We start from the raw sequence: 13737 nt of genomic DNA, 5'->3' as shown, positions 1-13737 counted from the left end.
TTGGTTGACCGGCATCTGCAGGACCAATTTCGAAAACGATATCGGCAAATTTACCACGACCACCGGTTTGTTTTTTATAAACCTCACGATGACTAAATTTACCAAACAAGGCTTCTTTATAAGCTACTTGAGGAGCACCTTGGTTACATTCAACCTTAAACTCTCTTTTCAAACGGTCAACAATAATCTCTAAGTGAAGCTCACCCATACCACTGATAACAGTTTGACCTGTTTCTTCATCTGTATGAACGCGGAAAGTTGGATCTTCTTCGGCTAATTTACCAAGTGCCAAACCTAATCTGTCCACATCTGCTTGAGATTTAGGCTCAATCGCTAAACCAATAACTGGCTCAGGGAAAGACATAGATTCCAAAACAATAGGATTTTTCTCATCACAAAGAGTATCACCTGTGCGGATATCTTTAAAACCAACTGCTGCTCCAATATCACCAGCTTCAATGTTTTGAATTTGGTTTTGTTTATTAGCATGCATTTGGAAGATACGAGAAATACGTTCCTTGTTTTCGGTACGAGTATTTAATACGTAAGATCCAGAATCCAATTTACCGGAATAAACACGGAAGAAAGCTAGACGACCAACAAATGGATCGGTTGCAATTTTGAATGCCAAAGCTGCAAATGGTTCATTTGAATCAGGTTTGCGAATAATTTCTTCACCTGTCTCCGGGTTAGTACCTGTAACAGCTTCGATATCCATTGGACTTGGTAAAAATTTAATAACCGCATCCAACATGGTTTGAACACCTTTGTTTTTGAAAGCAGAACCGCACATCATCGGAGTGATTTTCATGGCGATAGTAGCTAAACGGATAGCTGAATTGATCTCCTCTTCAGTAATTGAATCAGGATTATCAAAAAATTTCTCCATCAAAGTATCGTCAAACTCAGCGATTGCTTCAATTAATTTTCCACGATATTCATCCACTTGATCAACCATATCGGCTGGAATTTCAATCTCGGTATAAGTCATACCTTCGGTTGCATCATCCCATACAATAGCTTTACGAGTAATCAAATCAACTACACCTTTAAAGGTTTCCTCAGCACCAATAGGCAACTGAAGAGGAATTGGATTACCGGATAACATGCTATTAACTTGTCCAACAACGGTATAAAAATCTGCACCGGCGCGGTCCATTTTATTTACGAAACCAATACGTGGAACATTGTATTTGTTCATTTGGCGCCATACCGTTTCAGATTGAGGCTCTACTCCACCAACTGCACAAAACAAAGCAACAGCTCCATCTAATACACGTAGGGAACGCTCTACTTCAACTGTGAAGTCAACGTGACCAGGAGTATCGATAAGGTTAATTTGATACGATTTAGTATCTCCAGTCGCTTTTCCATTCGCAGTTGGAAATTTCCAAAAGGTAGTGGTTGCAGCAGAAGTAATGGTAATACCACGTTCTTGCTCTTGAACCATCCAATCCATAGTTGCAGCACCATCGTGAACTTCTCCGATTTTATGCACTTTACCGGTGTAGTAAAGGATACGCTCGGATGTAGTGGTTTTTCCGGCATCAATGTGAGCCGAAATTCCAATGTTACGTGTGAATCTTAAATCTCTTGCCATTTTTTTAGTGGTGGTTACTTTCCACCGGTATTATATATTTCTTGGTAGTATGCTAGAATTAGAAGCGGAAGTGGGAGAAGGCTTTGTTAGCCTCAGCCATACGATGTGTATCCTCTTTCTTTTTATGAGAAGCACCTTCTTCTTTATAGGCAGCCATAATTTCTCCGGCTAGTTTACCTGCCATGGATTTCTCGTTACGCTTACGAGTATATAGAATCATCCATTTGATACCTAGAGAAACACGACGGTCAGGACGAATCTCTTGAGGAATTTGGAAAGTTGCACCACCTACCCTGCGGCTTCTTACTTCAACCGCTGGCATTACATTGGTTAATGCTTTTTTCCAAACATTTAGACCATCTTCCTGAAGACGCTCTCCTACGATGTTAATGGCATCATAGAAAATCTCATAGGCAACGGATTTTTTTCCGTCGTACATTAAATTGTTTACAAAACGAGTTACTAACTGATCGTTGAATTTTGGATCAGGAAGCAGCGGTTTTCTTTTTGGTGTTGATTTTCTCATTGTGATAAAAACTTGCTATTCATCCCGAATGTCGGGAGAAAATGTTATCAGTAAATTGAAAAGAACTATTGGGCTAGGCCCGCTTATCTTTAGTTAATTATTGCTTATTTTTTCTTTTTGGCAGGAGCAGCTGCAGGTGCACCACCTTTATTTTTTGGACGTTTAGTACCGTATTTGGAACGACGTTGGTTACGACCCTCTACTCCGGCTGTATCTAAAGTTCCACGAACAATGTGGTAACGAACCCCTGGTAAATCTTTTACCCTTCCGCCGCGAATCAACACGATGGAGTGCTCTTGCAAATTGTGACCCTCTCCAGGTATGTAAGCAATTACTTCAATACCATTGGTTAAACGAACCTTCGCTACTTTACGCATAGCTGAATTCGGCTTCTTTGGAGTAGTTGTGTAAACACGTGTGCAAACTCCACGACGTTGTGGACATGAATCCAACGCTGGAGATTTTGTTTTGAAAGTCTTATCAGTCCTTCCTTTGCGTACTAACTGTTGTATAGTTGGCATTGCTCTTAGTTGATTTTTTTCTGTTAAAAAAAAGAGGTACCCCGTTTTTTGGGACTGCAAAAGTAGAAACTTTTTTGAATCTACCTACACTTTTGAAAAAAATATTTCAAAATATCTATTAACTACCATTTGTTCGTAACCAAAATCATTCATCAGTGAATTTGGATTAGGATAAATTCCTCTAAAAAAAAACCTAATTCCTATATTATAAGGTAAACCAATTTGTCATTAATAATTAATAGTCAAATTTTTAGAATGCTTTGTATGCGGGCCCCCTCCGCCTCCCAAATTCTTCCTAAACCCATTACAACAGGTATGGCGTTCGGGTCACGCTTTCGGCTGTAGTCCTCGTCCCCCTAGGCTAAGGCCGTCGGGGGCCTGTGGGCTACTTGCCTCAATCGTTGCCCGAGGTGCAACCTACAAAGGAATTACATATAGCCGTTCATTTAGGTAACTATTGGTCTACTGCAAGGAATTCGAGGTATTTATATGCGAACCCCAGTACTAAAAAGGAAGAAGAATACTTAAATCATTTTAAATAAATGAACAGGGTATATTACTTCCGCCCCGTTAAACAACAAATGAAATTTTTTAATGTTTGGAGATAATCCGTTTTTACTTTCCGAAATTACCTGCCATTTAAAACACAAAACCCCGCCGTTTTAAGGGCGAGGTTCGTGCTGTTTAACCTTAAAAACCTGCGTTTGGATTAGGCTTTCGCTGTTGCCTTAGCAGTCTTGTCTTTTCCTAACTTGCTTTCCAAGTCGGAAACTTTCTTTTTCAATTTATCCAATTCAGCTTCTTCTGAATTGTTCAATCCCAATTTCTCGGTCAATGCATCGTAGCGTTTCTCTAAATCTTTTTTTCCTTTCTCTGCTTTATCCAAGAACTCATCAACTAATTTTTTACCTTCAGTTTCAGAAATTTTTCCTTTCTTAACTAAATCTGTAACTTGTTTTTGAAAACGATCAGAGGTTGCTGCTGCTAATTCAACTCCGGCGTAAAGAAATTTTTTAAGTGCGTCTTCCATTTTAATTTGTATTTAAGTGTTTTAGTTTCTTGTTTGTTTTTCAAACTTGAACACCTATTGGCAAGCACCGTGCTACTTTTTTATTTAACCCGTGCCAAACTTCTTACTTTAATTCAAAACAAACCACTATATTCCTTAACAGACAAGGAATACAGCAAATTTTGCAATTAAAACAAACACCCCAATACCTGACAAAAAAACCTGACAGCAAAGCCGAGGTTAATTAAGGTGTCAGTAAAACAACCAAACCATGTCAGTAATTTGGGAATATAAATTCATGTATTAAACCTAGAATCAGTATTATACCGAATGGACATTATATTTAGTCCAATTTTAGGTATTAATTTTATTTGAAAAAATTGGCCTAACATTCTGTATCCTCGGCATTTATACCGAATGGACAAAATGTATAGTCCAATTTTATGCTTAAATTTTCTTGAAAAAATCGGACTAACATTTTGTATCCTCGGTACTTACCAATCTAAATTTATAAATTGCCTTTGGACTATTTATAAATTAAAATTGGTATTAGAATTCGGGATGTGGTAATCACAAACCAAAAAGACAGTGGGGGCTGGTAAATTTTTAGAAAAGTCCAGGACACTATTTTTCACCCAAAAAATCAACCTAAAAGCCTCGTCTTTAGTGCATTTGAAAGCTTCATTACAATTTCCAATACTGAATTTTGGTTTAAAAGAAACAAAGATTCCAACCTAAAGTATGGACAAAACCTTAACTGCTTGGGTTTGGTCGGGCAGGGATAGAGCGTGATACCCCACAGGCCTGGCAAGCGTTAGCTGAACAGGCCGAGGAGTATTAGCGAAAGCCCGGCCATTCGCCAATTCACCAATTTGTTCGAAGCGAAAAACCCTTGCGAATGGGCCCGCATACTAAAAAAACAACACCATCACGGTAAAACACCGGTGATATAAAAGGATTTACTATTTCTTTTCGAGCACTAACACTACTTTATTAAAGTCTGCAGCAGCGTTAATTACACTCTTAAATTGAGGATATTGTTCCTTTTTAAATTCGCTTTGACGATAATACTCCAAAACATCCACTTTAATTTCGGTATCAGTTTGAGTATAGGAAGATTCGAAGCCAGCCAAATTTTGATTGTTTTCTTGCAATACAACGTTCATTTTCAACTTCTCTGCCCCTTTAACTTTATAACCGGCTGGGATTTCAAAAGTAATTACCCTGTGATATTGGTGAGCATTTCCATAGAATACCGGATTTATTCGTTCACTTTCATCATACATTTCAGCCTGAGGGCCTATGAGATCGCCAAATTTAACCAAGTAGGTATTTCCTGCCGTTTCAACCATTTGCTTAACCATTAGGTGAGCGGAAAGAATACATGGCACATCCATAGAAGTTTTTTCCAGATCATAATTTTCCACTTTTGGATCTTTAATTTCGGCATCCTTGTAATAGCTTTTAATAGACTCATCAACCAACTCCTTTCTTTTTTCACCTTCCAAAAAGAAGTAATATGGTCTTAATTGCAGTGATTCCATTCCGCCGAGAGAGTGGGTAAAATCGAACTCAATTTTTTCTAATTTACTATCCAGTTTAGCTACAATAGTCAGGTCGTTGAAGTTTTGTTCAGCAGTAAGACCATTAATTTTCTTGATACTACAAACGGCCGACCGTGTTTCACCCAACTTAATGGATTTAATAAAAAGTCCTTGAGAATAGGCTAAGCTTTCAGGAAAAAGTCCGAAACGCATTAACATATTAAAAGGAGCGATGTATTTACCAGATTCCGGAAAAAACAGCAAATAGTTGTCGAGAAAAGAGGGGGATTCGAAATCGGGATCGAAGGGTTGTTTGGTACGATCAGAGGTAAAAACTAATTCATATTTAACCTCCGATTCATCCAATAGCAACACGTAAAGTTGAAGGACAGAGACCAGATTACCATATTTGTTTTTCAAGGTTTGTTCAATGGTACTTTCCGGCAGTTGTTCCTCCATTTGAATATTAGTTTTAATATAATTCTCGATTGTTTTAATTTTCTCTTCAGAAGATTTTCCATTTAAATTGAGCTTAGAAGCCAATTTTTTAATGGTTTTAGCTGCAGATTCTTCTTGGTAGTGAAGGGCTTTAAAATATTGTTGACCCAAATCGGCCCAAGAGCTAATATTATTGAGGCCTTTGACTGTATTTTTCCAAAGTTTGTATTCAACTCTCATCAGGTTAGCCACGTATTCGGAATATTTTTCGTCCTTCTTCTGAGCGTTAATATGGTCAATTTTAGCGATGTAACGATTTTTATCCTTTTTATTCGTATCGGGATTAGCAACCAATTCAGGGAAACCGTTATAGCTTTTGGTTTTCATAATTAAATGTTCCGGGCTAATGATTCGATATTCAACATTATAGGCATCTGAAGTAGTTTGGATATATTCCGAGCCATAGGTAGAGTTACCATAACGTAGCGTATAAATTAGTTCAAGTTCTTTTCCGGGAGCCATACCTTTCACTGCAAGTTTTATATATGAAACACCATCTTCTTCTCCGGTTTTAAGATCCTTTTTAGTCATTTCAACCACTTTATTGGAGGAGTCATAAACTCTTGCCTTAAAGGAAAGTATGAGGGAAGTATCTGCAGCTTGGATATAATAGGTATTGTAGGATTCTACTCCAATATCGTTATTAACATGAATAATTAGGTGGCGGGTATACACATGAAAAAACTCTTCGCCTTCGAAAAAATATTCATTCACCCTTAGGTCTTTTGCATAGAAATAGGGATCCTTTTCCACTTCTGCAGTTGGTTTAGTAAAAACCGGAGTTGCTGTCCAGGTATGGTATTTCATATCATAGGACTGTGCTTTGCTTGTAAAAACGGACAACAGCACAAATGCTACCAATGCACAGAAGCTGAAAATGGGAGTCTGAATATTTCTCATTATTTATTTGTGTTAGATTTTTTTCAAAATGATGGCTTGTCTATAGGCGGCATCTAATTTATCTGCCAATTTATTCCATTCAGGAAATTCGCTTTTAGTAAGAATAAGGTAATTGCTCCAGTATTCTTTTTCGAGGTAAATTTTATTTCCAACTACTTTGTAGCTGAGTTTTTGTCTAAATAAATCCTTATAACCTATATCCAAAGGTTCGGGCAGGCTTTCGTAGGTATAACCTTTAGGTAAGGTAAAGCAAAGAATATGTTTAACGATAAACTTATAATCAGTTACATAGTCGTTTTTACGTTTATCTAATTCAAATTGAGAGTGTTGGTTATACCTATCCAGGTTAAGGTTTATAACAATCTTATCATCAATTTGGGTAGTATAATCCGGTATGGTCATATCGTATTTTACTTTAAGGACACTATCCGGATGATAGATACCTGAGTAGGAGTAAGTTCCCAGTTTAAATTTATTATTTCCGGTTTCGAGGTAGGATGATAAAATTTCTTTGGCTTTTTGATCTTTTGTTTCCTGTAGACGAAGGGACAATCTGGTTTTTAAGTATCCGGCCTGACTGAAGGCTCCGTGCCCTTTGACATCCTTACCATCCAGGGTAATATAAATTGAATCAATTTGCATGTTCATATCAGCTTGAACCGGTGGCACCTTCACAATTTGAAAACTATCGGGGCTAATTCCAATGAGAACCTCGCTATTTTGAATCATGGAAGTTGGCATGCCGAAAGAAAGCAGGGAGGCTGTACCATCAATAAAATACCATTGATTATCCTTTCGGAGACTAACAATCATGTGGTTGGCACAGGATTGGGAAAATATTTCGGAGAAACGGTAAGGTAAACTCTCTGTTGCGACCCAAGACAAGTAAGATTCAATACCGGCATAATCAAACATACACTTCAACAAACTGCTTTTGTCTTTGCAATCACCGTATCGCCGATGCAAAACAGAATCGGGTGGACGTGGAACAAAACCTCCTAAACCATCTTCAAAGGCTATGTATTTTGTATTTTGTTGAACGAAGTAGAATATTTTACGGATTTTCTCATCGATATTGGATTCACCTTTCAACAAAGAATCAGTCAGGTTTTTAACGGTAGGATAGGGTCGTTTGGAAAGTTCATTGAGATGAGAATAGTACCATTTATACATGGTTTTAAGATCGGGAAAAACCTGTTCCGGTTTTCCATTTTTGGGAGTATAACTATCAATAATAACAAAAATCTGTGGAGCCAGGTAGCGATAATTTTGCATACCTACTTCCCTTTCAATCTTCTTCAAGGTATCCATTTTCCAGGTAAGAGTTGTTGTTCCTTTACCTTCTTTTTTTGAAAATACTATACCTGTTGTATCACCAAATATTTTTGTTCTAACCTTTACATTGGAGGGAAACTCAACGGTATATTCTGCATGAATTACAGGAATATACTGGTGAAATCCGATTGGATACATCAAATGAGGGTCGGAGTATGATTCTACATATTCCAAATGCACGATTGACCCTTTCATAACACCCGGAAAAACGAAACGTTTGGTTATGATATCGTCATAAAAAATTCCATCTCTTTCAGGTCGAAATTCTTTATAGTCATCTACTTTAAGTTTCTTATACTTTTTCCCATCGGGCATCAAAGTCCAAGCCTGGATCCCGGATACGGTCTCAAAAGATTCCCCATAATTGATATCCTTTTGAGTAATTCCGGTTGTTTTATCACTGAGCGATAAATATTCTTCTGTTTGCTTACATTCAATTCGAATCCCATTTGTTTCCTTGTCGTTCAGAATTTTAGTTTCTGTTTTTTGCAAGGTATAAATGGAAAATTCTTCCGGAAAGCGCTTTTTAAAGAACTCTACCTCTTCCAAATTTTGGGTAATTCCAATAATTGGGAGAATGCTACAAATTAAAAACGAGATAAGAAATTGGGAGGAATTAATCGATCGGCTCGTCGTCATAATAATTTTGCTTTTTCACTACTTTTCCATTGGCATCATACAATTGAGATAAGCCAAAACGTCTTCCTAGGATAAAATTCTCGGAAAATTCAAGTTTACCTTTATCATTATACCATTTACATAGACCATTAAGTTGGTCATCCTGGTAAGAGGCTTCCTCTTGAAGCACCCCACCCGGGAAATATTTAAACGATTTTCCAACAGATTCATTGTCTTTTCTCGTAAAGGAATCCAATAATTTACCATTTGGATCGTAACTTTTAATTTCCCCTTCCAATCGTCCGTTTTTAATAGCCCCAACAAAAGAAACCTGTCCATTGGGGTAAAATGCCTTAAACTCACCGGCACCATTGGCAAATGGAATCATTGGGAGTAATTTACCATCCTTTCCATTGTAGGAGTATCCAATAACCCAATCATCTTCATAAAATCTAACCATTTGCAAGGAACCATCGGGTGCAAAATATTTAAATTGACCGGTTCTTCTACCATGCAAGTATTCACCTTCTGTTTCAACTTGACCATTGGGATAAAACCAGGAAACCTTGCCTTCTTCAACACCATTTTTAAAAGCCGCTTTATAGTTTAAATTTCCATTTCTATCGTACGTAGTTTGAACGCTATCTTCATCATCGAGGTAGAAAAAACGTTGTTCAGACAACTTACCATTCAAGTGATAGCGCTTTAAAGGTCCATGCAAGGTGCCAAAAGCATAGGTGATTACTTCTTTAAGAGAACCATCGCTGTAATATTGTTTGCTTTCACCATCTTTATTATTGTACTTATAATTGGCGATCATTTGGGTTTTATTGGATTTAAAATCAAACTTCATTAAACCGCTACCATTTTTAAATTTCAATGTTTGACTGGGATTACCTAAAGTGTCATAGGCAACAAAGGACATAAAACATTCTTCTTGATATTCCTCCACGGCAGACAATCTACCTTTGGCATCATAAAATGACTTAGGCCCTGCAACGATTCCACCTTTTTGATAAAACTTGGAAGAGCTTAATTTACCATCAGAAAAGTATCGAAGGAATTGTCCAAATCTTTCACCATCCACGTACCAACCTTCTTCACGGATGTTTCCATTTTTGTAATATTCAGTCCAATATCCATCCGGTTCGTTATCTTTATAATTTCCTTTCACTTCAACTTGTCCTGAGGAATAATAATCAGAATATGGTCCATCCTTTTTACCCTTTTTATAAGTAGTCAGGGTCATCAGGTTTCCGTTATAAAAATACTCTTTGTACTCCCCTTCCAAATTATCGTTTTCTTGTCTATATTCTTTCTGTTTAACTCCATTATCATAAAATACCACGATATCCATTTTACCTTTCTTTTCAACGCTTTTAAAAATCTCCTTTCCGGTTTTATCGTAACAAACCAAGCTTGAAGGCCAACCTTTGGAATATTTAGCTTCAAACTGCAAGGTTCCATCCTTTCTGTATGACTTCTGCAATCCATCAATATTTCCTCCATGATACATGGTAGTACCGCTTAAAACACCCGTTTCATAGTATTGTTTTTCTTCCCCTTCCTGTTTCCCTTTTTCGAAATTGGATTCTTCTTTCACTTTACCATTTTGGAAATAGATTGTATATTTTCCTGACAACTGCCCTTGAACATATTTCCCCTCCTCTGCAATTTTTCCGTTTAAGTAATAGCGTTTATAATCCCCTTCCGGCAAATCATTTACAAATTTCAGTGTTGATTTTACGATACCATTTCGATAGTAAAGAGTTAAATTTCCTTCTTGCTTCCCTTCTTTAAAACTGGTTTCTGAAATTTTATTACCAAAATCATCAAACTCAATAAATCTGCCATTGCGTTGGCCATTCTTACCATCAATAATTAGGTTAGGAGCACCTGTTTTATAAAAAGTTCCTACCTCTCCGGTAATTTCTCCTTTTACATACGTTGCATATTGGCTTTTTTCACCGTTATCATAAAACACTTCTTCCTTACCATCCTGAAGGTCATTTTTCATATTGGAGATTTTATCGAGATTTCCATTCTCATTATAACTTTTCCATTCCCCTTCCTTTTTTCCGTTTTTATATAGACCTACTGCCTTTAAACCACCGGTAGGATAAAAAAACTTCCATTTCCCTTCCAGGGTTTTTGTACCTTCATTCCAATTACCGAAGCCTTTTACAAAACCATTGTCAAAATAGATAACATCAAATTCCTGCCATTTACCATCCACAAAGAATTTTCTTTTACCACTAATTTCATCCACCCTGGATTTTGCCCAAGTTTTAAAATTCTGAATATCCTTACTTTTTTTATTTATTGCCTTTTCAATATCTTCATCAGGAATACCATTTAGAATAAACAATGCAAAAGCTTCAAAATAATCTTTTTTCCATAATTCTTCGAAAAATGGAACATAAGTTTGATTCCAAAATCCTTTATCTGAAGGATTATAGTGAAGATTTTCCAACACAGCTTGCATAGGTTTGAGCAAATTGAAAAAGTTAAGTTTAACCTTTAACTTATACTTTTCATTAAGAGCAGCTTTCGAGGTAATGATTTGATCTATTTCTGCAAATTCGTTTCCATCCTTAAACAAGGGCATAATTGAATCAGGATTTACCTTAAATTCACCTGTTGCGACGTTTTCAATTAAAGATAGTGATTTTTGTCCCCTTTCACTACCAACTTCCAAAGCCCAAAACATCATGAAAGACAAATAACCACAGGTGTAATTTCCATTTTTAAGACTGATAAGTCCAAGGTAAAAGTGGCTTGATGCATGAAAAGGGCTTAACTGAAGTGCCTGTTGAAAACAACGAACTGCTCCTGAATCATTATCCATGCGATAATTGGTAACCCCTTCTTCAAACCATAACTTATGGCTAAGTGGAAACTCCTTTTTAGCTTCATTGTAAATACGGATTGCTTCTTTAGGTTCACCTTTATAATCATAGGCACTCGATAGCCCTTCATAAAAGTTTAACCTGTAGCTGGAAGGATATTTTAATCCATTTTGAGCAACTTTAATGGCCTTATCATATTCCTTATTACTATTCAGACTTAAAACCAATTCTGTTTGAGCCAATAAGTAATTACTATCTCCAGGCAAAACTTGTTCATATTTAGCAATTGCTTCCTTGAACTTTTCCTGGTCGTGTAGACGTATCCCTTGATTAATGGCAGAATCTGAGATTAACAAAGGAATAGGTTCATGCTTTTTTTGGCCAAAAAGTTTAAAAACAGAAAAAAACAAAAAAAAGAGAATAGTTGATTTTTGGAACATTTATCCGAATTGTTTGAAAGACAAAACTATTAAAATATAAATTCTATGTACCTCTATATAAAACTTTTAATATTTGAAGACAATTCATTTTTTACAATATCATTAATATGTATGTACAATAAATATCAGGTAGATTATATTAGCAATCCACCTATAACTCAGCGTGGAATTTAGAAAACCTCAGTAATAATAAACTAAATAAAAACACAAAACCCCGCCGTATTAAGGGCGGGGTTCGTGCTGTTTAACCTTAAAAACCTGCGTTTGGATTAGGCTTTCGCTGTTGCCTTAGCAGTCTTGTCTTTTCCTAACTTGCTTTCCAAGTCGGAAACTTTCTTTTTCAATTTATCCAATTCAGCTTCTTCTGAATTGTTCAATCCCAATTTCTCGGTCAATGCATCGTAGCGTTTCTCTAAATCTTTTTTTCCTTTCTCTGCTTTATCCAAGAACTCATCAACTAATTTTTTACCTTCAGTTTCAGAAATTTTTCCTTTCTTAACTAAATCTGTAACTTGTTTTTGAAAACGATCAGAGGTTGCTGCTGCTAATTCAACTCCGGCGTAAAGAAATTTTTTAAGTGCGTCTTCCATTTTAATTTGTATTTAAGTGTTTTAGTTTCTTGTTTGTTTTTCAAACTTGAACACCTATTGGCAAGCACCGTGCTACTTTTTTATTTAGCCCGTGCCAAACTTCTTACTTTAAATCAAAACAAACCACTATATCCCTTAACAGACAAGGAATACCGCCAGTTTTGCATTTAAAACAAACACACCAATACCTGACAAAAAAACCTGACACAACCAAACATTACTCCAACAGTGTCAGTAAATAAGCTAGTCTTATGTCAGCTTTTTGGATGGTATAATAAAGTTAATTGAGTACCATCCCATTTTGCATAGGATTGATACCGAATCCAGTCACCTAGATTAATATAACGGGAATTATTATGAACAGGCATATTCAAAGGAAGGTGACGGTGACCGAAAATAAAGTAATGAATGTTTTTATCCTGGGGAAAGTTCCTGGTAAATTGCACAAGGTATTCGTTTTCATCACCGGTATAAACTTCATCAGAATCTCCATTGGCTAATCTGCTTCTTTTACTCCAATAATTCGCCAAACCAAAAGAAAAATTGGGATGCAAGCGAGCAAAAAGCCATTGGCAAACCGGATTTGAAAAAACTTTCTTAATCAACTTATAACCATGGTCTCCAGGACCAAGTCCATCGCCATGGCCAATCATAAAATTCTTGTTATTTAAAGTCAAGAAAATAGGTTTCTTATGAAGTTTGACTCCTATTTCACTTTCCAGATAACCAAACATCCACATATCATGATTACCTGTAAATACATGGACTTCAATGCCGGCATCTACCATTTCTGCCAGTTTACCAAGCAATCGCACATAACCTTTGGGGATGGTGTATTTATATTCGAACCAAAAATCAAACAGATCACCCACCAGGAAAACCGCCTTAGCGTCTGACTTTATTTCATCCAGAAAAGCTACGATTCTTTTTTCCCGTTCTTGGCTTTTAACCAAGTTGGGAACCCCAAGGTGAAAATCTGAAAGAAAATAATAATTCAAGTTAGTATGCTTTTAGTTCGAGTACCTGCTGCTCAAATCTTGATTTAGGCAGGAAGTTTTTTTCTAATTCTGTATTAAATGGAACCGGAGTATCCAAACTGGCTGACCGCATAACGGGCGCATCCAAGTATTGAAACAATGCTTCGTTAATCCAGGCAGACAATTCGGCACCTATACCACCTGTTAAAGTATCTTCATGCAAAATCAATACTTTACCTGTTTTCTTAACAGTTTTCTCAATAGACTCCTTATCAAATGGCAACAACGAACGCAGGTCAAGAATATCGGCGGAGATTTCCGGATTTTTTT

10 protein-coding genes are annotated in these 13737 nt (G+C 36.6%); all 10 read right to left on the bottom strand.

Annotated features, from left to right (window positions below; all coding sequences use genetic code 11):
• The coding region (fusA, locus tag K1X82_12470; protein MBX7182920.1) for an elongation factor G at positions 1-1600 on the bottom strand (1600 nt) is incomplete at its 3' end.
• A 58-nt stretch (positions 1601-1658) separates the two neighbouring features.
• Positions 1659-2126, bottom strand: a complete 468-nt coding sequence (gene rpsG, locus K1X82_12465) for a 30S ribosomal protein S7 (GenBank protein MBX7182919.1) — start codon at positions 2124-2126, stop codon at positions 1659-1661.
• A 104-nt stretch (positions 2127-2230) separates the two neighbouring features.
• Entirely contained in the window at positions 2231-2647 is a 417-nt protein-coding gene (rpsL, locus tag K1X82_12460) for a 30S ribosomal protein S12 (GenBank protein ID MBX7182918.1), read from the bottom strand.
• A 709-nt stretch (positions 2648-3356) separates the two neighbouring features.
• Positions 3357-3677: a hypothetical protein gene (locus K1X82_12455; GenBank protein ID MBX7182917.1), complete on the bottom strand. Its 321-nt coding sequence runs from the start codon at positions 3675-3677 to the stop codon at positions 3357-3359.
• A gap of 941 nt (positions 3678-4618) precedes the next feature.
• The gene (locus tag K1X82_12450; GenBank protein MBX7182916.1) at positions 4619-6598 is read right to left on the bottom strand and encodes a DUF3857 domain-containing protein; all 1980 of its coding nucleotides are present in this window, start codon (positions 6596-6598) and stop codon (positions 4619-4621) included.
• 12 nt (positions 6599-6610) lie between these two features.
• Positions 6611-8572 (bottom strand): DUF3857 domain-containing protein, encoded by a 1962-nt coding sequence (locus K1X82_12445; protein MBX7182915.1) that lies wholly within the window; start codon positions 8570-8572, stop codon positions 6611-6613.
• Positions 8550-11840 (bottom strand): hypothetical protein, encoded by a 3291-nt coding sequence (locus K1X82_12440; protein ID MBX7182914.1) that lies wholly within the window; start codon positions 11838-11840, stop codon positions 8550-8552. Before K1X82_12440 ends, K1X82_12445 begins: the two co-directional genes overlap by 23 nt.
• A gap of 269 nt (positions 11841-12109) precedes the next feature.
• Positions 12110-12430 carry a hypothetical protein gene (locus tag K1X82_12435; protein ID MBX7182913.1) on the bottom strand — a complete coding sequence of 107 codons (321 nt, stop codon included), beginning with the start codon at positions 12428-12430 and terminating at the stop codon, positions 12110-12112.
• A 254-nt stretch (positions 12431-12684) separates the two neighbouring features.
• On the bottom strand, positions 12685-13428 hold the full coding sequence (locus K1X82_12430) for a UDP-2,3-diacylglucosamine diphosphatase (GenBank protein ID MBX7182912.1): 744 nt from the start codon (positions 13426-13428) through the stop codon (positions 12685-12687).
• A gap of 1 nt (position 13429) precedes the next feature.
• The coding region (locus K1X82_12425; GenBank protein MBX7182911.1) for a dehydrogenase at positions 13430-13737 on the bottom strand (308 nt) is incomplete at its 5' end.

The sequence above is a fragment of the Bacteroidia bacterium genome, from assembly GCA_019695265.1.
GTDB lineage: Bacteria > Bacteroidota > Bacteroidia > JAIBAJ01 > JAIBAJ01 > JAIBAJ01.
Note: the sequence above shows the minus strand (reverse complement) of the source record. Positions and strands in the feature narration are given on the sequence as shown.

What these genes read in the sequence shown, in the direction of transcription:
- rpsG (MBX7182919.1), bottom strand. Translation starts at nt 2,126, where the DNA reads ATGAGAAAATCAACACCAAAAAGAAAACCGCTGCTTCCTGATCCAAAA.
- rpsL (MBX7182918.1), bottom strand. Translation starts at nt 2,647, where the DNA reads ATGCCAACTATACAACAGTTAGTACGCAAAGGAAGGACTGATAAGACT.
- K1X82_12455 (MBX7182917.1), bottom strand. Translation starts at nt 3,677, where the DNA reads ATGGAAGACGCACTTAAAAAATTTCTTTACGCCGGAGTTGAATTAGCA.
- K1X82_12450 (MBX7182916.1), bottom strand. Translation starts at nt 6,598, where the DNA reads ATGAGAAATATTCAGACTCCCATTTTCAGCTTCTGTGCATTGGTAGCA.
- K1X82_12445 (MBX7182915.1), bottom strand. Translation starts at nt 8,572, where the DNA reads ATGACGACGAGCCGATCGATTAATTCCTCCCAATTTCTTATCTCGTTT.
- K1X82_12440 (MBX7182914.1), bottom strand. Translation starts at nt 11,840, where the DNA reads ATGTTCCAAAAATCAACTATTCTCTTTTTTTTGTTTTTTTCTGTTTTT.
- K1X82_12435 (MBX7182913.1), bottom strand. Translation starts at nt 12,430, where the DNA reads ATGGAAGACGCACTTAAAAAATTTCTTTACGCCGGAGTTGAATTAGCA.